Source organism: Stenotrophomonas sp. 93052_Sma, from assembly GCF_056481145.1.
Genome location: NZ_CM151134.1, coordinates 4,198,730 through 4,220,123, shown reverse-complemented (window position 1 = coordinate 4,220,123; position 21,394 = coordinate 4,198,730). Strand labels below are relative to the sequence as shown.

The following is a 21,394-nucleotide window of genomic DNA, read 5'->3' as shown; positions in this document are numbered from 1 at the left end:
GTGTTGGCCGCTGCAGATGCAGCAGGTGTTCCGCGCGGTGGCCGAAGCGCTGGGCTGATGCCGCGGTAGTGCCGGTCGCTGGCCGGCATCGCCGTGCGGTGGGATCACTGCGGTTGCCGGCCAGCGGCCGGCACTACCGGTCCAGGGTTTCCCAGGGGAACCGCGGTAGTGCGTCCACCGCCTGTTCCAGCCGCCGCGACCAGTTCTGGTGAATATCGGCATACAACGCCGAATCCGCGCCCAGCCGCAGCTGCTGGCCGATGCGCAGCTCGCCGTCGCGCAGCAGCGCCAGATCGATCGGCAGGCCCACCGACAGGTTGGAACGGATGGTGGAGTCCAGCGAGACGATCGCCGTGCGCGCGGCATCCTCCAGGTGTGTGGCCGGGCTGAGGATGCGGTCGAGGATAGGTTTGCCGTACTTGGACTCACCGATCTGCAGGTACGGCGTCTCCGGCGAAGCAGCGATGGCGTTGCCGAGCGGGTAGATCATGTACAGCCCGGGACGCTCGCCGGCGATCTGGCCGCCGAAGATCAGCGTGGCCTGGGTGTTGACCCCGTCATGGCCGTGTTCGCTGTGGCTGCTGTGCACCTGGCTGTCCACCAGCAGCTGGCCGACGTACTCGGCGGCTTCGAACAGATGGGCCATGTCGCGCAGGTTGGGCGTGCGCCGTTCGCCGGCATCGCGCCCCAGGCGCGACACCAGCAGCTGGGTGGTGGCCAGGTTGCCAGCCGCCATCAGCACGTAGGCTGCCTGGCCGGGGTACTCGAACACGTGCAGCTTGCGGTGCACGCGCACATCGTCCAGCGAGGCATTGGTCCGGGTGTCGGCGGCGAAGACCAGGCCCTCGTCCACCTCGATTCCAACGCAATAGGTCATGTCGGTGCCCTATCATGTGCGTCCCGGATTGTAGGCAGGCCGCCGTGACGACGGCATGTCCACGCCCCCCAAGTGCCGTCACCTGAACCGCATGACCACCGTGCTCCTGAGCCTGGGCAGCAACGTCCAGCCCCGTCGCTACCTCCACGCCGCGGTGGCGGCCCTGCGCGAGCGCTTCGGCGCGCTGCAGGTGTCGCCCGCCTACCGTACCGCCGCGGTCGGCTTCGATGGCCCGGCCTTCCTCAACAATGCGGTGGCGATCGAAACCGACCTGCCGCTGCAGGAACTGGACGACTGGCTGCATGCGCTGGAAGACGCACACGGCCGCGACCGTAGCGGGCCGCGCTTCTCCGACCGGACCCTGGACATCGACGTGGTGTTCTACGGGGATCTGGTGGTGGAAGGTCCCGGCCACCTGCGCATTCCGCGCCCGGAGCTGAAGCACGCCTTCGTGCTGAAGCCGCTGGCCGACATCGCGCCGGGCTTCATCGACCCGGTCAGCGGGCAGGACCTGGCAACGCTGTGGCGTGCGCACAGACAGTTTGGCGAGGCGTTCGAGGTGGTGGACCTCGGATGACGGAGGTTGCCGGCCAGCGGCCGGCTCTACCTCAACTGACCGTGCGTCCACCATCCACGCGCAGGGTGTGGCCGGTGACGAAGCTGGCTTCGGCCACCAGCCAGTAGACCGCCTCGGCGATCTCCTCGACCGTGCCGATCCGTGCCAGCGGCGTGCGTGCCAGCAGCGCCTCGCGGGCGAAATCGTCCTTGCCCTGTTCCGGCCACAGGATCGCCCCCGGCGCTACCGCATTGACCCGCACTTTCGGCGCCAGCTCCAGCGCCAGCGAGCGGGTGGCCATCTCCAGCGCGGCCTTGGCCATGGTGTAGGCGATGTGGTCGCGCATCGGGTCGGTGCCGTGCAGGTCGGTCAGGTTGACGATGCAGCCCTGCTGGCGGCGCAGGTAGGGCGCCGCCGCCTGTGACAGCAGCAGTGGCGCGCGCGCGTTGACCGCATACAGCTCGTCCATTGCCTCGGCAGTGACCTGTCCGATCGGGGTGGGGAAGAAGTTGGAGGCGTTGTTGACCAGCGCGTCCAGTCGCCCGAAGTGGGTGACGGCCTGTTCCACCAGGTCGGCCAGGGCGTCGGCGTCACGCAGGTCGGCCTGCAGGGCCAGCACGCTGCCCGGGCGCACGTTGTCGAAATCGAACGCGGCCTGCTGCAGCTCGGCGCTGGAGGTGTTGGCATGCAGCACCACCGACCAGCCACAGGCGTGGAACTGGCGGGCGATGGCCGCACCGATCCGGCGCGCTGCCGGTGATCAGGACCACGGGGTGGGTGTCGCTCATCGAGGGTCCTCCAAGGCTCGGCTATCCTGTGCACCATTGTCACCGCATTCGAAGACGCCATGCAGCCCACCTTCCCCCTGCCCGAAGCCGATGCCCTGGCCCACAGCGACCAGCTGGCCGCCGCCCTGCGCGCCGAAATCCTTGCGCAGGGCGGGGCGATGCCGTTCTCGCGCTTCATGGAACTGTGCCTGTACACCCCCGGCTGGGGCTATTACAGCGCCGGCGCCAGCAAGTTCGGTGGCAGCGGTGACTTCACCACCGCGCCCGAGCTCGGCAGCCTGTTCGCGGGCAGCGTGGCCAATGCGCTGGCGCCGGTGTTCGCCCAGCTGGGTACGCAGGCGCGCATGCTGGAGCTCGGCGGTGGTACCGGCGCCTTCGCCGAGGCGGTGCTGCTGCGCCTGGCCGAGCTGGACGCACTGCCGGCGCGCTACGCGATCCTTGAGCCCAGCGCCGACCTGCGCGAGCGCCAGCAGCAGCGCCTGCAGCAGAACCTGCCGGCCGAGCTGGCGGCGCGCGTGGACTGGGTCGACCGGCCGTTCGAGGAGGACTGGGAGGGCGTGGTGTTTGCCAACGAGGTGATCGACGCATTGCCGACGCCGCGCTTCCTGATCCGGGATGGCGAGGTCTACGAGGAAACCGTCGAGCTGGATGCCGAAGGCAACTTCATCCGCGGCGCGCAGCCGGCCGACATCCTGCTCAATGGCGCGGTACGCCACATCGAGCGCTACCTGGAAAAGCCCTTCGCCGAGGGCTACCGCTCCGAAGTGCTGCCGCAGCTGCCGTACTGGCTGCAGGCGGTCGCCGGTGGCCTGCAGCGTGGCGCGATGCTGTTCGTCGACTACGGTTACAACCGCGGCGAGTTCTACCAGCACGACCGCGACGATGGCACCGTGCGTGCGTTCTACCGCCACCACGTGCACAACGACGTGCATCGCTGGCCGGGCCTGCAGGACATCACGGCGTCGGTGGATTTCACCGCGATGGCCGAGGCCGGCATGCACGGCGGTTTCGAGCTGGCCGGTTACTGCAGCCAGGCCAGTTTCCTGCTTGGCAACGGCCTGGACCAGGTGCTGCTGCTGGCCGAGGAACGCACCGATGAAGTGGGGCGCATCCAGCTGCGCGACCAGGTGAAGAAGCTGACCCTGCCGACTGAAATGGGCGAACGCTTCCAGGCCATCGGCCTGCAGCGCGGCGTCGATTTCGAGCCGGCCTTCGAGCTGGGTGACCTGAGCTGGCGCCTGTGAGCCACGCGTTGCCGGTGATCAAGCCGCTGCGGCGGCCCCGGCTCTGGGCCGCGCTGTGGGCGGTGGCAGTACTGCTGGTGATCGTGGTCTGTCTGATCCCACCACCGCCGATTCCGTTGCCGGAAAACAGCGACAAGGGCGAACACTTTCTCGCCTATTTCATCCTGGCCGGCAGCGCGGTGCAGCTGTTCCGTCGGGGCCGCCCGCTGCTGTGGGTGGGCGTGGGCCTGGTGCTGATGGGCATCGGCATCGAGTTCGCGCAGGGCGCGCTGACCAGCAACCGCATGGCCGACCCGATGGATGCGCTGGCCAACACCATTGGCGTGCTGGCCGGCATGGCCACCGCACTGACCCCGATGCGCGACCTGCTGCTGCGCTGGCGCGGATAAAGGCGTGCCAACCAAGGTTGGCACCCACCTGTAGATCCACGCCATGCGTGGATGGAATCAGTAGATCCACGCCATGCGTGGATGGAATCAGTAGATCCACGCCATGCGTGGCCATGCGTGGATGAACTGCCCGGGGTGCCGACCAAGGTCGGCACCCACCATGACAGACCTGCCATCACTTCCCCAGCGTCATCTCATCCAGCACCCACATCGCAGGGCGCGTATCGCCGGTGAAGTTGATGCACAGGTCACCGGTGCCCTGGGTACCCTTCGGCAGCGCTGCACGCAGTCTCACGAAGCCATCGGCACCGGGCTTGGCCGGCAGCGGTACCTCAGCCAGCACCTTGCCGCTGCAGTCGCCGCGACGCACCTGCATCTCGCCGTGGGCACGCTTGGCCTTTTCGAAACGGCGCTTGGGTTCGTCGTGGGCCAGTTGGAAGTAATACGGGATGCGACCTGCACGCACTTCCACGCTGCCGATGCCGTCCAGCTGCGCCTGCGGCCAGCGCCAGCACGGCTGGAAGATGTCCACGTTGAACACCGCACGGTTGCCTTCGCGTGGGCCATCGTCTTCCAGGCGCAGCACCAGGCCCTTCTTGCCCACGCAGCTGAGCAGCTCATCGCTGCGGCGGCTGAGCAGCGACTGTGCGGTGAAGGTGGCAATGGTCGGTTTCGCCGCCAGCATCTGGCCCTGGTCGAACGCGGCAGCCTGCACGGTGGTTGGCAGTTTTCCGGTCAGCGGCTGCTGGTACAGCGGTGACTGCGCGGTCACCGGCTGGCCATCGGTGCTGTAGCGCACTTCATAGCCCAGCGGATTGGCCAGCGACACCGTCACCGTGTTGTCCGCGCGATTGTCGGTGTAGTCCACGCCTACTTCGAACGGGGTCTGCGCATAGGACAGGCCCCAGGCACGGTAGCGCTGCAGCTGCGCCGGCAGGCGTGCGAGGAAATCGCGGAAGTCGCGATGTTCCGGCGTGCTCCAACCGGTCTCGGCCACAGCGGCCAGGCGCGGGAACAGGTTGTGCTGCAGGCGCGCATAGCTGCGTGTGTGCTCGGTGAACATGTTGGCCTGCAGGCCGAGAATGTGCCCGCGCTTGTCGGCGGCCAGTTCGGCCGGCACCGGCTCGAAGTTGTAGAGCTTGCCGAGGTTGACCTGGGTCGGGCGGCCAGGCGGTTCGTTCGGCGAGGCCGTCTGCAGGTAATCCAGATAGAGGTAGCCGACCGGCGACATGATCACGTCATGGCCGGCACTGGCTGCAGCCAGGCCACCTTCGGTGCCCTGCCACGACATCACCGTGGCCTGCGGCGGCAGCCCCCCTTCGAGGATCTCATCCCAGCCGATCAGGCGCCGGTCGTGTTCCTCCAGGAACGTCTCCAGGCGCTTGATGATGTGGCTCTGCATGGCCATCTCATCCTTGATGCCCAGTGCACGCATGCGCTGCTGCACCTGCCTGGAGGCTTCCCACTGGTCCTTCACCGCCTCGTCGCCACCTACGTGCACGTACTTGGCCGGGAACAGTTCGATCACTTCCTCCAGCACGTTCTCGAGGAAGGTGACGGTGCTGTCTTCCACGTTGAACAGGTTGGGGAACACGCCCCATTCGCTGATCGGCTTCAGCGGGGTATTGATCGAACCCAGCTCCGGATACGCAGCAATCGCGGCGGTCGCGTGCCCCGGCACATCGATTTCCGGAATCACCTGGATATGCAGCTTCGCGGCATAGGCGATCACTTCGCGGATCTGGTCCTGCGTGTAGAAGCCGCAGTACGGATGCTCCTGGCCGCTGACCGGATCGATGCCACCGTCGCCGGCCGGCAGGCGGCAGCTGCCCACTTCGGTCAGCTTCGGGTAGCGCTTGATCTCCATGCGCCAGCCCTGGTCATCGGTCAGGTGCCAATGGAACGTGTTGAGCTTGTGTGCGGCCATCGCGTCGAGCACGTGCTTGATCTCGTCCAGGCTCTGGAAATGCCGCGCCGAGTCGAGCATGAAGCCGCGCCAGCTGAAGCGCGGTGCATCCTGGATCTGCACCGCCGGCAGCACGCCGTTACTGCCGCCGGTGGCGAGCTGGGCGAGGGTGGTCGCGCCGTAGAACAGGCCGGTCTCGTTGCCGGCCTGCACCAGCACGCCTTCTGCGGTGCTTTCCAGCGTGTAGCTTTCGCCGCTGTCGCGGAAGGTGGGCACGATCTGGAAGCGGATGCTGCCGGTCTTGGCTGCAGCCTTGCCCTTGGCCGGTGCAAGGCGCGGACCGCCGCTGCGGGCCAGCAGGTCGGCGAACTGGTTGGCGACGCGCTGCGCGACTTCGCCTTCGGCCTGCAGCACGGTGTCGGCGCGAACGGTGATGCCGCTGCCCTGGCCGGCCTGCACATTGCTGGGGGCGGGAATCAGCATCAGGCTGCCGGCACGCAGCTGCGGACCGGGTGCTTCAGTGGCGGGTGTGGGGTCGGCGGCAAGTGCCGGCAGTGCCGGCAACAGGGCGAGCAGGCTGCCCAGCAGCACTGCGCTGCGCATCCGGGCGCGGGAAGGCTTGACCATCGGTACGACTCCTTGGAACGGTGCGATGAACGCTATACATGAAAAACGCCGGGCCCGGAATGACCCAGGCCCGGCGTGCGTGCACGACTCGGCGATGTTGCCGCCGCTGGATCAGTACTTGAAGCGGAAGTTGAGGTAGTACTGGCGGCCGTTGCTGTAGAACGAGGTCGGGATGGCCGCGGTCTGGTAGTACTTGTAGGTCGGGTTGTTGAGGTTGAGCGCATCGAAGCTGATGCTCAGCCAGTCGGTGGCCTTGTAGCTCAGCGACGCCGACAGGGTGCCGAAGTCATCCTGGTAGTACGGGTTGGCGCCGGACAGGCCGATCAGGAACGACGAACGGCGGGTGTAGCTGACGCGTGCACCGAAGGTATCGTTCTCGAAGTATGCACCGACGTTGTAGGTGTTCTTCGAAGTACCCAGCAGGTTGTCGCTGCCATCGGCCCAGGTGTGGTCGGTGCTGCCATCAGCGTAGGTGTAGTTCGCGTTGACGCCGAAGTATTCGCCGATCGGCTGTTCATAGGCCACTTCAATACCGCGTACCTTGCCGTCGGCATTGCGCGGGCGGGAGATGTTGTATTCCTCGAGGCGGTTGGTCAGCTCGCTGAACAGCATTTCCTTCTCGGTGCTGAAGGCCACGTAGTCCTTCAGGCGCATCGAGTAGGCACCGATCGACAACATGCCGCGCGGCATGAAGTACCACTCCAGGTTGGCGTCGAAGTTGGTCGACACCACCGGCTTCAACTTCGGATTGCCGCCACCGCCGGTCCGGTTCAGGTCCGAACCGTACGACGAGGCACCCAGTGCCGAGAAGTCCGGCAGGGTCTGGGTCTGCGAGGCGGCCACGCGCAGTACCAGGTCGTCACGCAGGTCGTACTTGAAGTTGGCGCTCGGCAGCACACGGTTGTGCTTGTTCTCGAATGCTTCGCGGGTCCACGCGCCGAACAGGCTGCTCACGTCCGGCACGGTCGAACCGGTGGCGGCGGCGTAGGTATCGATATCCTGCTTGATGTTGACGTAGCGCAGGCCGACGTTGCCGCTCCAGCGGTCGCCGCTGAAGTTGCCCTGTACGTAGGCAGCGAAGTTCTTCTCGGACACCGTCCACTCGGCGCCGTAGTTGTGGCGGCCGGTCGGGCCGTCATTGCCGGACAGCCAGGTGGAGTTGTTGGTCACTGCTTCCTTCAGTGCGCCCGGGGTGAAGTACCACAGGTCACGCGGGAAGCTGCCACCGATGCCGTTGGCGAAGCCACCGGGGAAGTTGGCGGTGGCGCCGTTCTTCAGCGCATTCCAGATCGCGCCCGGGGTTGCGCCTTCCGGCGACTTGGCCTCGCGCTTGTGGTCGCCGAAGCGGGCGCCGAAATCAATCGAGTTCAGTACGCCAGCGTCGGCGAAGTACTGGTTGAAATCGAGCGTGGCCCACTTTTCCTTGTCGATCGCGGTGACCTGCTGGTTGCCCCAGGTGCCGAAGTCGGTCACGCCGCTCGGGCCGATGTTGCCCCCGACGTTCCAGTCGATCGGCGAGCCGTTGCCGTGGGTTGCCCAGGTGGCGCCGCCACCACGGGCCAGGTTGACTTCGGCGATGTACTGGCGCGGCGTTTCGCCGGTGCCCTTGGTGCTGCCAGCCTGGAATTTCATGCCCAGGTTGTCGCTGATCTGCCAGTCGGCATCGAAGGTGATGTAGTTGGTCTTGGCCTTCGACTCGCGGTAGATCATGTCGTACACCGCGTAGTCGCGGTCGGCCTGGCCGGCGAAGGTGGCGTTGGACAGCACGCCATCCTTGATGACGTAACCCGGATTCGGGGCCTGGCCCGGAATCAGGATCTTGTTGCCATTGGCATCTTCAACGGTGCGGTCATTGAGGATGCGGCCACCCCACAGCATGAAGTTGCGGTTGTAGTTGTTCGCCTTCAGTTCCGAGCTGAAGCCTTCCAGGCCCAGGGTCAGGTTGTCCATCGGCTTGAACTGCAGCGACACCAGGCCGCCCTTGCGCTCGCGGGTCTGTTCGAACAGGGTCGAGCCGAGCAGGCCCGGGGCATAGACGCCGGCCAGGTCCGGGTTGGACTTGGCCACGGTGCCATTCGGATCGATCTGGAAGAAACCGCCCGGGATTTCCTGCGCTTCGCGGCGCAGCTCGCGCTTCTGGCTGAAGGCCTGCACCATCACGCCGAAGTTGCCTTCGTCGTTCTTGTAGTTGAACAGTGCCGACAGCTGCGGGTCGTTGGACTTGGCCTGGTCCGAACGCACCATGCCGACGGAGCCTTCCGCAGTGAGCTGCTTGGAGAATTCCAGCGGCTTGCGGGTGAGGATGTTGACGGTACCGGTGGTGCCGCCGTCCTGCAGCTTGGCCTGCGAGGACTTGTTCACTTCCACCGAGCGCACCAGTTCCGACGGCAGCAACGAGTAGCTCACGCTGCGGCCGACGTTGTTGCCCTGGCTGAGCACGAACCAGTCGGCGGTGCCGACGGTGTGGCCGTTGATCAGGGTCTGGGTCAGGCTCGGGCTGGTACCACGCAGGCTGACGCGGTCGGCTTCGTCGAAGCCGCCTTCGTCGGCGCTGGACGAGCTGATGTTCACGCCCGGCAGGCGCTGCAGGGTGTCGGCGACGTTGTGCGCGGGCAGCTTGCCCACGTCTTCGGCGGTGACCACTTCCACGCGCGCATTGGCTTCGCGCTTGGTGTCCAGCGATTTTTCCATCGACCCACGGATGCCGGTGACCTGCACGGTATCCAGGTCGGTGGCGGTCTGGGCGGCCTGCTGCGCATGTGCACTGAAGGCGATGCAGCTGACGATGGCGGCCGAAAGCAGGGTCTTGCGGGTGTTCATGATGTCTCTCCTCATCACTCGATTGGATGCCGGCGGCGGTGTTCGATTACGGTTGCGATGACATGCGCGGGGCGGCGGCGAAGTCCCGTGCGTTGGCGTGCCACGTACTGCGTGCTGCGATTGCGTTGAAGCCTGTTGCGGTGTCAGGCGGCCGACTGCTGCTGCAGGTACCAGCTGGCAGCGCCGACCACGCCCAGCTGGCCGTGCTCGACGACCTTCACCGGGATGCGTGCCAGCGCTTCGCCCATCGGCCCCTTCTGCAGGTAGCGTTCGACGAAGGTGCTGGCGTGCAGGTATTCGCGGATCTGCGGCAGGATGCCGCCGGCCAGGTAGACGCCACCATGGGCGCCGTAGAACAGCGCCATATCGCCGATGGTGCTGCCGAGCAGGCCGCAGAACACATCCAGCGCCTGGCGCGCATGTGCATCGCTGTCGGCCATGGCCGCAGCGGTGACCGCGTCGGGGCTGGCCAGGGTCGGCGCCTGGCCCTGCAGTGCGCACACCGCGCGGTACAGGTTCATCAGGCCCGGGCCGGAGATCGCATGTTCGATCGACACATGCGCGCGGTCGCGCTGCATGTGGCGGACGATGGCCATTTCCAGTTCGGTGCTGGCGGCCAGGGTCGGCTGGCCGGCTTCGGTCGGGAGCACCACCGGGCCGTGCGTGGTGGGGATCCACAGCGCGGCGCCGAGGCCGGTACCGGGGCCGACCACCAGGGTTGGGCCCCGGGCGGCGGTTTCCGGTCCGCACAGGTGCAGCACGCCACTGGCGTCAACCTGCGCGGCGGCGTAGGCCACGGCTTCGAAGTCGTTGACGATGTAGACCCGCTGCAGGCCGACGTCGGCTTCCACCTGGCGCGCCGACAGCGGCCACGGCAGGTTGGCGGTGATCACCGTACCGTCCTCGCGGGCGTAGCCGGCACTGGCGACCACGCAATGCGTGGGCCGCGGGCCTTCGCCGAGGAAGTCGGACAGGATCGCGCTGAGGCCGGCATGGTCGGCGTTGCGGTATTTGCGGTACTCCAGCACCTGCACCGGATGGGCGGCATCACCGCTGGCCTGGACCCGGGCCACGCGCACATGGGTGCCACCGACGTCGGCGGCCAGGAACGTCGGCGCGACTCGGGACAGGACATGGGCCGGGGCGGGGTGGCTGGCGGTCACGCGGGCTCCTGCTGCAGGTGGGGCCGGCCCCGGGATCGGGGGCGGCGATTGGGGCGGAGTCTGTAACCCCGCTGACAACGATGTCAACGAGTTCGTGACACTTTCGTTGCTGCATCGCAACGAATGCGACATGCAGTAAACGTTTACATGGCGTGAGTGCGGGTTTCACGTGGGAACCGTTGCCGCACATGGGCCAAGGCCTTCGGCGCATTCAGCACGATGCGTTGCGATCGGGTTGCGCAGTGCAGCACGAGGTTCACAGGGCTGCGTGTGGAAGTTGACAAACCGCAGCTGTCCATCGAAAGAATGTGACAACGTTGTTCCCAGCCACTCTCCGACGCCGTGTTCTGCGGCCGTCGCCGCAGGAGCCCTCCTGATGTCCGCCGTCCCCGCTGCAAGCGCGCCCGAACGTGGCCACCTCCATCGCCATCGTTGGCGTGTTGTTCTTCCTGATCGGCTTCTTCACCTGGCTCAACGGCCCGCTGATCACCTTCGTCAAGCTCGCCTTTGAACTCAGCGAGGTCGGCGCCTTCCTGGTGCTGATGGTGTTCTACCTGTCCTACTTCTTCCTGGCCCTGCCGGCGTCCTGGATCCTGCGCCGCACCGGCATGAAGAAGGGCCTCAGCCTGAGCCTGCTGGTGATGGCCGGTGGTGCTGCGTTGTTCGGTGAGTTCGCCACCCAGCGCTGGTACCCGGGCGCGCTTGGCGGCCTGTTCGTGATCGGCAGCGGCCTGGCCCTGCTGCAGACCGCGATCAACCCCTACATCTCCATCCTTGGCCCGATCGAGACGGCGGCACGCCGCATCGCGCTGATGGGTATCTGCAACAAGATCGCCGGCATGCTGGCGCCGGTGCTGATCGGCACGCTGGTGCTGCACGGCATCGGTGACCTCGATGCACAGGTGCAGGCCGCAGATGCGGTCACAAAGGCCGCGCTGCTGAACGAGTTTGCCGCCAAGATCCACACCCCGTACCTGGCGATGGCTGCGCTGCTGGTGGTGCTGGCGGTGGCGGTGCTGTTCTCGCCGCTGCCGGAAATCAAGTCGTCCGAAGCCAACGCCACGCCGGCGGCTGCCGGTGCCGCCGAGCGCCGCAGCATCTTCCAGTTCCCGCATCTGTGGCTGGGCGTGCTGTGCCTGTTCGTCTACGTGGGCGTGGAGGTGATGGCCGGTGATGCGATCGGCACCTACGGCCATGGTTTCGACCTGCCGCTGGACCAGACCAAGATGTTCACCTCGCTTACCCTTGGCGCGATGCTGGTCGGCTATGTGGTCGGCCTGCTGTTGATCCCCAAGGTCGTTTCGCAGTCGCGCTACTTGACCATTTCGGCGGTGCTGGGCGTGGTGTTCTGCCTGGGCGCCTGGGCCACCCACGGCTATGTATCGGTGGCCTTCGTGGCCCTGCTGGGCTTCGCCAACGCCATGATGTGGCCGGCGATCTTCCCGCTGGCGATCCGCGGCCTGGGCCGTTTCACCGAGACCGGCTCGGCCCTGCTGGTGATGGGCATTGCCGGTGGCGCGATCATTCCGCAGCTGTTCGCCGTGCTCAAGCAGCACATCGACTTCCAGCTGGTGTTCGTGTTGCTGATGGTGCCGTGCTACCTGTACATCCTGTTCTACTCGGTGGTCGGCCACCGCGCCGGCCTGCCGCAGGACAAGGCCTGATCGGCGATGATGGACGGCAGCCAACCCCAGGGAAAACCCATGCGCAGAGCGACCATCAAGGACGTTGCGGAAAAGGCCAAGGTCTCGCTGAAGACGGTCTCGCGGGTGATCAACAACGAGCCTTCGGTGATGCAGGCCACCCGTGCGCGGGTGCTGCGTGCCATCGCTGAACTCGATTACGAACCCGATCCATCCGCGCGCAACCTGCGCAGCGGCACCACCTTCGTGATCGGGCTGGTCTACGACAACCCGAACCCGTACCACATCATCGGCGTGCAGAACGGCGTACTGGCCGCGTGCCGCGAGACCGGTTTCGGCCTGCAGATCCATCCCTGCGATTCCAGCTCGCCGCTGCTGGCCGATGAGCTGGCCGACTGGGTGCAGCGTTCGCGCCTGGCCGGGTTGGTGCTGACCGCACCGATGTCCGAGCGCCGCGACCTGATCCAGGCACTGACCGCGCGCGGCATCAAGCTGGTGCGCATCATTGCCGCCACCGAAGACCCGGCCGACGGCGCCTGCGTGTTCGTCGACGACCGCGAGGCCGCCTACGAGATCACCGAGCACCTGATCCAGCTGGGTCACCAGCGCATCGGCTTCCTTTGGGGCGGCATCTCGCACCGCTCATCGGGCGAGCGCTATGCCGGTTACGAAGCCGCACTGAAGGACTACGGCATGACCGTGGACAAGCACCTGGTGGTGCAGGGTGACTACACCTTCGACGACGGTTTCCGGGGCGCACGCCGCCTGCTGGCGCTGCGCGAGCCGCCCACGGCCATCTTCGGTTCCAACGACGAAATCGCCGCCGGTGTGCTGGCCGCCGCCAAGTCGGCCGGCATGAACGTGCCGTATGACCTGTCCATCGCCGGTTTCGAGGACAGCCCGTTCTCGCGCCAGTCGTGGCCGCCGCTGACCACCGCCAAGCAGGCCACCGAAGACATCGCCCGCCACGCCGCGCGCCTGCTGATCGCACAGCTGCGCAGCGACGCCTATGACGATGCGCCGGCACCGCTGCACAACCAGGGCTTCGTGCCGCAGCTGGTGGTGCGCGGTTCGACCGCGCCGATGCGCCCGGTCGGCGCACGCCCCCTTCCTTCCGATCCTGCCTGAGCCTGCCATGTCGCTGTCAGACCCCACGTCCACCCTGATGTTCGCCGAGGCCGCTGAAGCGGCCGACGTGGTCGCGCGCCAGTTCTCGCGCAACCACGCCACCATGGAAACCCTGGCCGCCAGCCTGCGTGCGGCGCCGCCGCCGTTCGTGGTCACCTGCGCACGCGGCAGCTCCGACCATGCCGCCACCTATGGCAAGTACCTGCTGGAAACCCAGCTGGGCCTGGTGGTCGCATCGGCTTCGCCGTCGGTGGGTTCGGTCTATGCCGCACCGCTGCAGCTGCGTGGCGCGCTGTTCATCGTCATCTCGCAGTCGGGCAAGAGCCCGGACCTGCTGCGCAACGCGGAAGCTGCCAAGGCCGCCGGCGCGCGGTGATCGCACTGGTCAACGTCGAGGATTCGCCGCTGGCGCAGCTGGCCGATACGGTCATTCCGCTGCACGCCGGTGCCGAGAAGAGTGTGGCGGCGACCAAGAGCTACCTGGCGTCGCTGGCCGCGCTGCTGCAGCTGGCTGCCTACTGGAAGCAGGACGCAAGCCTGCGTGCGGCGCTGGACCTGCTGCCGGACGCGATGCGCGAGGCCTGGCAGTGCGACTGGACGCCGGTGACCGAGGGCCTGGTCGAGGCGACCAACCTGTTCGTGCTCGGCCGTGGCCTGGGCCTGGGCGCGGCGCAGGAAGCCGCACTGAAGTTCAAGGAAACCTGCAGCCTGCATGCCGAAGCCTACAGCTCGGCTGAAGTGAAGCATGGCCCGATGGCGCTGGTCGACCGCGGTTTCCCGGTGCTGGCCTTTGCCCAGCCTGATGAAACCGGCGCCGGCACGCGTGCCGTCGTCGAGGAATTCACCGCGCGCGGTGCACAGGTGTGGATGGCCGGTGCCGGTGGCAACCTGCCGGTAGCGGCCGCGCCGCATCCGCTGTGCGCACCGCTGCTGACCGTGCAGAGCTTCTACCGCGCGATCAACGCGCTGGCGCTGCGTCGTGGCTTCAATCCGGATCTGCCGCCGCACCTGAACAAGGTCACGGAGACGGTGTGATGGCCACGGTCCTGCGCAATGCCCGCATCCTGGCAGGCGACGAGTTCCGCGATGATCTGGCGGTGGTGATCGAGCACGGCCGCATCAGCGCGCTGCTGCCCGATGCAGCGCCGCAGCTGGGCCAGGCCGCCGAGCAGGTTGATCTGGGCGGTGGCTGGCTGCTGCCCGGTTTCATCGATGTGCAGGTCAATGGTGGCGGCGGCGCGCTGTTCAACAACACGCCGGACGTGGCGGCACTGCGCACCATCGCGCAGGCGCACCGCCGCTTCGGTACCACCGCGATGCTGCCGACGCTGATCAGCGACGACGTGGGCGTGATGCGTGAAGCCATCGATGCGATGCGCGAGGCGATCGCGCAGGGTGTGCCAGGCGTGATCGGCATCCATCTGGAAGGTCCGTACATCGCGCCGGCCCGCAAGGGTACGCACGATGCCAGCAAGTTCCGTGTGCCAGACGAAGCAGAGATCGCGCTGGCCGCATCGCTGGACAACGGCGTGACCCTGCTGACGCTGGCACCGGAACGCGTGCCGCTGGAGACCATTCGCGCGCTGGTCGAGCGCGGCGTGGTCGTTGCCGCTGGGCATACCGCAGGCACCTACGAAGAGATCCGCGCCGGTCTGGATGCAGGCGTGCGTGGCTTCACCCACCTGTACAACGCGATGTCGCCGCTGCAGGGCCGTGAGCCCGGCGCGGTGGGCGCTGCGCTGGAAGACCGCGACAGCTGGATCGGCATCATCGTCGATGGCGTGCATGTGCATCCGGCCAGCCTGCGCGTGGCGCTGGCAGCCAAACCGCGTGGTCGCCTGCTGCTGGTCACCGATGCGATGCCGCCGGTTGGCGCCGACGATCCCAGTTACGTGCTGTATGGCGAAACCATCACCGCCATCGATGGCGTGGTGCGCAATGCCGCCGGTTCGCTGGCGGGCTCGGCGCTGGACATGGCCACCGCCGTGCGCAACACCGTGCAGCTGCTCGGCCAGCCGCTGGCCGAAGCGGCGCGGATGGCCTCGACCTATCCGGCACAGTTCCTCAATGTCGACGACCGCCTCGGCCACATCGCCGAGGGCTACCAGGCCGACCTGGTGCTGCTGGACGATGCCCTGCAGGTGCGTGGCACCTGGATTGCCGGACAATACGAGGCCGCCTGATGAACAGTATGCCGCCGCGCCGCCTGGGCTCGATCGATGCCCTGCGCGGCATCACCGTGGCGGCAATGCTGCTGGTCAACAACCCGGGTGACTGGAGCGCGGTGTTCGCGCCGCTGCGTCATTCGGAATGGCATGGCTGCACGCCCACCGATCTGGTGTTCCCGTTCTTCCTGTTCCTGGTGGGCGTGTCGATGGCCTTCAGCGTGGCGCCACGCGCGCTGGACACGGCGGCGCGACCCGCGTTGGCGCGCGGCGTTCTGGAGCGCGCACTGCGCATCCTGGTGGCCGGTGCGTTGCTGCACCTGCTGATCTGGTGGGCGCTGGATACCCATCACTTCCGCATCTGGGGCGTGCTGCAGCGGATCGCGGTATGCGCGGCGCTGGTGGGCGTGCTCGCGGTGTATGCGCGTCCGCGCGCACAGGCGGCCGTACTGGTCAGTCTGCTGGTGGGGTATACCGTGCTGCTGCTGGGCGTCGGCGATCTGGCGCCGTGGACCAATCCGGCCAGTCGTCTGGATACCGCGCTGTTCGCACCGTGGATCTACCAGTGGCATGCCGATACCGGGCTCGGACATGACCCGGAAGGATTGCTGAGCATGCTGGGCGCGCTGGCCAGTACCGTGCTCGGCCTGTTGGCCGGTGGCCTGCTGCGCAACGGGCGTTCGGCGGCATTGGCAGGGCTGGGCGTGGCGACCGCTGTGCTGGGCCTGCTGCTGGCCGTGGTGCTGCCGTTGAACAAGCAGCTGTGGACGCCCAGCTACGTGCTGTGGACCGGCGGCCTGGCCGCGCTGGCACTGTGGCTGGGCCACGTGCTGATCGACCAGAAGGGCTGGCCCGCGCTGGGCCGGCGCTTCGGGGTCAATGCAATCACCGCGTACCTGGGGGCATCGGTGATGTCGGTGGTGCTGATGGCCACCGGGATCTGGGGGGGATCTGGCAGCAGCTGGCCACCGCGATGCCGCAGGCGCTGGAGCTGGCGTCGATGCTGCAGGCGCTGGTGTTCGTCGCACTGTGGTGGGGCGTGGCGTGGTGGCTGGATAAGCGGAAGATCTACCTGAAGATCTGACCCCATCCGCCAACGGCATCCACGCATGACGTAGATTTACCAGTGCCGTGAGCGAATCGATTGGCGATGCAGGATCCGTAGATCCACGCCATGCGTGGATGCTTTGCGCGTGATTCCGGATGGCGGAAAAATGAACGATTTCAGCCACATCACATCGGCGTGAGGGCCGGGCGATTTCCCATCTGAACTGTGATTTCCCGCACGCAAGTTCACCTGTCGAAACGGTTCACCACACGGCAGACTGCAAGCGCAGTGCCGCACATACGCAGTTCCTGATTTCCCGTCCAGGAGTGCCCCATGTCCCGTGCCGTTCCGCGTGCGTTCCGCCCGCGCCGCCTTGCTGTTTCCGTGTTGCAGGCCCTCGCCGTTCCCTCCCTGCTTCTGACGACCGCCAGCGTCGCCTGGGCCGGCTGTAACAACTCGACACCGACCGCCGGCCAGACCGTCACCTGTGATGCCAACGCACCGAATCCGCAGACCACTCCCGTTACCGCCAGTGGCGCGGCTGGCGTCACCGTCAACGTCGGCAATGGTGCCCAGTTGCAGCAGAGTGGTGGTGGATCGGCCCTCGTGCTGGTCGGTGCCGGTGGTCACCTGCTGTCAAACCAGGGCACGATCAGTTCGGTGGGCGGTGCGGCCGTGCAGCTTGGGGGCGGCAGCCGCGTCGACAACCGCGGCAGCATCAGCACCGGCAACAACATTGCCCTGCAGTTCATCGGCGCAGGCGACAGCGTGCTGGTCAATCGGGGAACGATCAGTGGTCAGACCGGCGTGCAGTTCGATGCGGGCAACGATCGCCTCGAGATGCAGGCCGGCAGCATCACCGGAGGCGTCCTGCAGGGCGATGGAAACGATGTGCTGCTGCTCAGTGACGGCACGATCGACAGCGTCGACCAGGGCGGTGGCGATGACCAGATGACTGTCACCGGCGGCACCGTCACCGGCGTGGTGGTGCAGGGCAGTGGCCGCGATGATTTCGTCATGAGTGGCGGTACGATCGGCGCGCTGCAGCAGGGCGACAACATCGATACCTTCCGCATGAGCGGTGGCCGCATCGTCGGTGCGTTCGAGGATGGCGACCAGGCCTGGATGACCGCTGGCCGCATCGGCCGCGTCAACATGAAGCTGGACAAGAATCTGTGGGATCAGTCCGGCGGCATCGTTGAGGGCAACGTGGTCACCGGCTTCGACACCGACACCATCATCATCTCGGGTACGGCCTACATCGGCGGCAACATCAGTGTCAGTGGTGGTGCCGACAGCGTGACCATCACCGATGGCACCGTGCGCGGCCAGGTACTGCTCAGCACCGGCAACGACACCTTCAACTGGAGAGGTGGCGGCATCGTCTATGGCGCGATCGACATGGGTCCTGACAACGACGTGGCCAATCTCGCCAGCCTCAACCAGGGCAACCTTGGTGCAGTGCCGCTGTTCGACGGTGGCAGTGGCATCGATCAGCTCAACTTCAACAACGTCAAGGCTGCAGGCATGGGACGCTTCCAGAACTGGGAGGCGATCAGCCTGGCCAACAGCACCGAGCTGAGCTTCGATGGGGATCTGGTGCTGGGTGACAGCGGAACCGGCACCGGCACGCTCACGGTGGATGACACCAGCACTGTCTACGCGGGCAGTGGCGGCCATGCCGTCCGTCCGTTCAACAGTGGCACACTGGTGGAGATGGTCAATGCCGGGCGCATCGACCTGACCGGTACCGGCGCTGGCGACGTGTTCACCGTGCGTGGCAACTACCGCGGTGACGGTGGCGGCCTGTACCTGCGTACCGTGCTGGGTGCGGACAATTCCGCCAGCGATCGACTGGTGATCGATGGCGGTGTCGCCACCGGCACGACCGGCATCGGCGTCATTAATGCTGGAGGCAGTGGAGCGGCCACGTTGGCCGATGGCATCCTGGTGGTGCAGGCCCTGAATGGTGGTCGCACCGCGCCGGGCGCGTTTTCGCTGTTCGCACCGGTTGCGGCCGGTGCCTACGAGTACTTCCTGTTCAAGGGCGGTGTCAGTGCCGGTACCAGCGAGAACTGGTACCTGCGTTCGACCGTGGTGGCCGGGCCTGCACCGGCGCCCAACGGAAGCGGTATCAATGGCGTGCCGCCGCCGCCGACGCCACCCGTCGCACCCCCACCACCGATCACCCCGGCACCGCCGCCGCCGCCTGAAGGCGCCACCGATCCGGATCTGACCGCAGGCGAGACCGCGCCGCCACCACCGCCGCCGGAACCCGTGCCGGTGGCGCCGCCCAGTGATCCGGCGGTGCCGGACGTACCGGTGGCGGGTGGCAGCCTGCCCGGTACCGGTGCGCCGCCGACGCCGGGTGCACGCCCCGCCGAGGGCGCAGTGGTGCCGCTGTACCGCGTGGAAACCGCCACCTACGCCGTGGTGCCGCCGCTGCTGCGCGAGACCTCGCTGGCCAGCCTCGGCACGTTCCATGAGCGGCAGGGCGAACAACGCCTGCTGTACAACCAGGGCGCATTCCGCACGGCCTGGGGCCGGTTGGTGGGGCAGAGCAGCGAGATCCATTGGAAGGGCGATGCGAAGCCCGGCTTCGATGGCGATGTGATGGGCCTGCAGGCCGGTCTGGATGTGTGGGCCGCAGCGTCTGACAATCATCGCAACCAGATCGGCGTGTTCGTCGGCCGCACCCGCGCGCAGGGCAAGACCACCGGCCTGGCACTCGGCTGGGAGAACGTGCAGGTGGGGCAGAACCGCTTGGACGACAAGCACGTGGGCCTGTACTGGACGTTCACCGACAGCAGCGGTGGCTACATCGACGCCGTGGCGATGCAGAGCCGTTACGACGGCCGCGTACGCTCCTCGCGTGGGCTAGGCTTCGGGATCAAGGGCGATGGCACCAGCGTGTCGGTGGAGGCGGGCAAGCCGCTGCTGCACTTCGGTCAGTCCGCATGGTGGCTGGAACCGCAGGTGCAGGTGATCTGGCAGCGCACCTCGCTGGACGACCGCCGCGATGAAGTATCGAGCGTGCGTTTCGACAACGACAATGCCTGGACCGGCCGCATTGGCCTGCGCCTGGCCGGCGACTACCAGTTGGCCGACAACGGCTGGCAACCGTACTTCAAGCTCAACTACTGGCATGGCCGTTCCGGCGAGGACCGCGTCAGCTTCGACAACGACACGATCATCAATTCGCAGCGCTCGCGTGCACTGGAAGCAGGCGTAGGTGTGGTCGGGCGCTTCAACCGCACCATCAGCGCCTATGCCGTGGCCGACTACACGCGCGAACTGGGCGGCAACCGCAACGAGAAGCGCCGCATCATCGAAGGCAACATCGGCCTGCGCGCGGACTGGTGACCACCGCAGGCTTGGGTAGGTGCCGACCTGGGTCGGCACTCATCCCGTCACCGCCATGCTCCGCTCTGGTAGGTGTCGACCTTGGTCGGCACGGATTCCACCGGCGCCATGACCCTGCTCTGGTAGGTGCCGACCTTGGTCGGCACGGATTCCACCGGCGCCATGACCTTGCTCTGGTAGGTGCCGACCTTGGTCGGCACGACTCTCTCCGCTGCCATGACCCTGTAGAGCCGAGCCATGCTCGGCTGCTTCGGTCCAATCCCACAGAGCCGAGCATGGGCTCGGCTCTATAGAACAACGGTGCGTGGCGAGATCGATCCCGCCACGGCTATCCTATGGCTTCGATACATGACAAGGAGTCGTCGATGCTGGACCTAAGGAATGTTCGTGCCGCCATGCTCGCCACGCTGCTGCTTTCATCTGCGGCTGCTGTTGCAGAGGAAACAGTGGAGCTGCCGTCGCCCGAAGCGCGTGAGCAGATGCTGCAATTGTTGGAAACCCAGTCCTTGTACCGTGGCCGCGTCGATTGGAACGACGTGCGCGCGCGCCTGAACGCCGCAGGTGATGACCGCGCACAACAGCGCCGTGTTCTGGATGAGGCCGCCGCACGCAGCAGCGGAGGCCACGGCCGTTGGTTTTCACCAAGCGAGCAGCGTCAGCGCTCCGAACGTGCTCAGCGCTTGAATGCCGCTCAGGCGACCGACCTCGCTGCCCCCAGGCACGCCAATCCCCGCATCGGCGTGCTGCGGGTGAGCCCCTTCGTGGAAGACCTGCAACGCAGCGGATCGGAACGTTATGAAGCACGCAAGGTCTACGCGCTGGCGTTGCAGGAGCGTATCGCTGGCCTGGATGACGGCATGCGGTGCGGCTGGGTAGTGGATGTAAGCAGCAATGGCGGCGGCAACATGTGGCCGATGTTGTTTGGTTTGTTGCCATTGCTGCATGGAACGCCGGATACGCAGGGAGCGTTGATCGGTGCTTTCCGTAGTGCCAATGGATTGCTGTGGTGGCGGCAGGCGGAAGGTGAAGTCGTGCAAGGCAACGCATCGATGCTGCGTTCACGACAGGGCGCGTATCGGCTGCGTGCGGGCACGGCACCGGTGGCGGTGGTGATGGGGGCAGGCACTGCCAGCTCCGGCGAAGCAGTGGCACTCGCGTTTCGAGGGCAACCAGGGAGTCGTAGTTTCGGTCAGCCGAGCGCGGGCTTTTCCACCGGCAATCGACCGACGACGCTGGTGGACGGTACCACCTTGCTCTTGACCCACAACGTCATGACCGACCGTAACGGCCAGGGTGACGGTGGCAGGATGCAGCCGGATCAGGCTACCCCCAGCGGACCGGCCACCCTTGCCGCCGCCCAAGCCTGGCTGCTGGCCCAGCCCGCCTGCCAGGGCAGCTGATCCATGATCCTGATCGGCCAGCACGAACGGGTGGTGACCGTCGGCCCGACCGAAGCCCACCACTGCCTGCGCTGCCAGACGGAAACCGAGTTCGCCCCCCAGCTGCGCTACAAGATGGCGCGCATCGACCTGCTGTTCGCCTCACCTACCATCGCCGCTACGAGACCCGCTCTGGTAGGTGTCGACCTTGGTCGGCACAGATTCCACCGGCGCCATGACCCTGTAGAGCCGAGCCATGCTCGGCTGCTTTGATCGTGTCCCATGCAGCCGAGCATGG

14 protein-coding genes and 3 pseudogenes are annotated in these 21,394 nt (G+C 66.6%); 11 read left to right on the top strand and 6 right to left on the bottom strand.

Translation table 11 applies throughout. The features are described 5' to 3' along the window. Positions 1-133: 133 nt before the first annotated feature. Positions 134-877, bottom strand: a complete 744-nt coding sequence (locus tag ACZK2V_RS19705) for a proteasome-type protease (RefSeq protein ID WP_049421375.1) — start codon at positions 875-877, stop codon at positions 134-136. Between the two features lie 91 nt (positions 878-968). On the opposite strand from ACZK2V_RS19705, the gene folK reads away from it, so the two are divergent. After that, positions 969-1,454 carry a 2-amino-4-hydroxy-6-hydroxymethyldihydropteridine diphosphokinase gene (gene folK / locus ACZK2V_RS19700; RefSeq protein WP_329894243.1) on the top strand — a complete coding sequence of 162 codons (486 nt, stop codon included), beginning with the start codon at positions 969-971 and terminating at the stop codon, positions 1,452-1,454. Positions 1,455-1,485: 31 nt separating this feature from the next. On the opposite strand, the pseudogene ACZK2V_RS19695 reads toward folK, so the two are convergent. Beyond that, positions 1,486-2,221 (bottom strand): annotated as a pseudogene (locus ACZK2V_RS19695) (pteridine reductase). 59 nt (positions 2,222-2,280) lie between these two features. On the opposite strand from ACZK2V_RS19695, the gene ACZK2V_RS19690 reads away from it, so the two are divergent. Beyond that, a complete protein-coding gene (locus tag ACZK2V_RS19690) occupies positions 2,281-3,465 on the top strand; it encodes a class I SAM-dependent methyltransferase (RefSeq protein WP_486322712.1) in 1,185 nt (394 codons plus the stop codon). Beyond that, positions 3,462-3,854, top strand: a complete 393-nt coding sequence (locus ACZK2V_RS19685) for a VanZ family protein (protein WP_049421371.1) — start codon at positions 3,462-3,464, stop codon at positions 3,852-3,854. The genes ACZK2V_RS19690 and ACZK2V_RS19685 overlap by 4 nt, the downstream gene beginning before the upstream one ends. 175 nt (positions 3,855-4,029) lie before the next feature. Here ACZK2V_RS19685 and ACZK2V_RS19680 read toward each other — a convergent pair whose 3' ends face one another. The 3 genes from ACZK2V_RS19680 to ACZK2V_RS19670 form a co-directional block, all read right to left on the bottom strand. Next, the gene (locus tag ACZK2V_RS19680; protein WP_486322711.1) at positions 4,030-6,387 is read right to left on the bottom strand and encodes a beta-N-acetylhexosaminidase; all 2,358 of its coding nucleotides are present in this window, start codon (positions 6,385-6,387) and stop codon (positions 4,030-4,032) included. A 111-nt stretch (positions 6,388-6,498) separates the two neighbouring features. Beyond that, the gene (locus tag ACZK2V_RS19675) at positions 6,499-9,207 is read right to left on the bottom strand and encodes a TonB-dependent receptor (RefSeq protein WP_049421369.1); all 2,709 of its coding nucleotides are present in this window, start codon (positions 9,205-9,207) and stop codon (positions 6,499-6,501) included. 143 nt (positions 9,208-9,350) lie between these two features. After that, complete coding sequence (locus tag ACZK2V_RS19670; RefSeq protein ID WP_486322710.1) at positions 9,351-10,370, bottom strand: glucokinase family protein; 1,020 nt, start codon at positions 10,368-10,370, stop codon at positions 9,351-9,353. Positions 10,371-10,762: 392 nt separating this feature from the next. Between ACZK2V_RS19670 and ACZK2V_RS19665 the strand changes: the two genes are divergently transcribed. The 6 genes and pseudogenes from ACZK2V_RS19665 to ACZK2V_RS19640 all read left to right on the top strand — a co-directional run bounded on the left by ACZK2V_RS19665 (position 10,763) and on the right by ACZK2V_RS19640 (position 19,717). Beyond that, a complete protein-coding gene (locus ACZK2V_RS19665) occupies positions 10,763-12,034 on the top strand; it encodes a sugar MFS transporter (protein WP_486323345.1) in 1,272 nt (423 codons plus the stop codon). A gap of 39 nt (positions 12,035-12,073) precedes the next feature. Then, positions 12,074-13,141, top strand: a complete 1,068-nt coding sequence (locus ACZK2V_RS19660; protein WP_032128950.1) for a LacI family DNA-binding transcriptional regulator — start codon at positions 12,074-12,076, stop codon at positions 13,139-13,141. A 7-nt stretch (positions 13,142-13,148) separates the two neighbouring features. Then, positions 13,149-14,176 (top strand): annotated as a pseudogene (locus ACZK2V_RS19655) (SIS domain-containing protein). Then, positions 14,176-15,324 carry an N-acetylglucosamine-6-phosphate deacetylase gene (nagA, locus tag ACZK2V_RS19650; RefSeq protein ID WP_071229514.1) on the top strand — a complete coding sequence of 383 codons (1,149 nt, stop codon included), beginning with the start codon at positions 14,176-14,178 and terminating at the stop codon, positions 15,322-15,324. Before ACZK2V_RS19655 ends, nagA begins: the two are co-directional and overlap by 1 nt. Next, positions 15,324-16,390 (top strand): annotated as a pseudogene (locus tag ACZK2V_RS19645) (acyltransferase family protein). Before nagA ends, ACZK2V_RS19645 begins: the two are co-directional and overlap by 1 nt. A 297-nt stretch (positions 16,391-16,687) precedes the next feature. Beyond that, on the top strand, positions 16,688-19,717 hold the full coding sequence (locus ACZK2V_RS19640; protein ID WP_486322709.1) for an autotransporter family protein: 3,030 nt from the start codon (positions 16,688-16,690) through the stop codon (positions 19,715-19,717). Between the two features lie 47 nt (positions 19,718-19,764). Here ACZK2V_RS19640 and ACZK2V_RS19635 read toward each other — a convergent pair whose 3' ends face one another. Beyond that, entirely contained in the window at positions 19,765-19,917 is a 153-nt protein-coding gene (locus tag ACZK2V_RS19635; protein ID WP_486322708.1) for a hypothetical protein, read from the bottom strand. A gap of 195 nt (positions 19,918-20,112) precedes the next feature. Between ACZK2V_RS19635 and ACZK2V_RS19630 the strand changes: the two genes are divergently transcribed. Then, positions 20,113-21,117 carry a S41 family peptidase gene (locus ACZK2V_RS19630; protein WP_486322707.1) on the top strand — a complete coding sequence of 335 codons (1,005 nt, stop codon included), beginning with the start codon at positions 20,113-20,115 and terminating at the stop codon, positions 21,115-21,117. Between the two features lie 3 nt (positions 21,118-21,120). Beyond that, complete coding sequence (locus tag ACZK2V_RS19625) at positions 21,121-21,369, top strand: hypothetical protein (RefSeq protein WP_486323358.1); 249 nt, start codon at positions 21,121-21,123, stop codon at positions 21,367-21,369. The last annotated feature ends 25 nt before the right edge of the window (positions 21,370-21,394 follow it).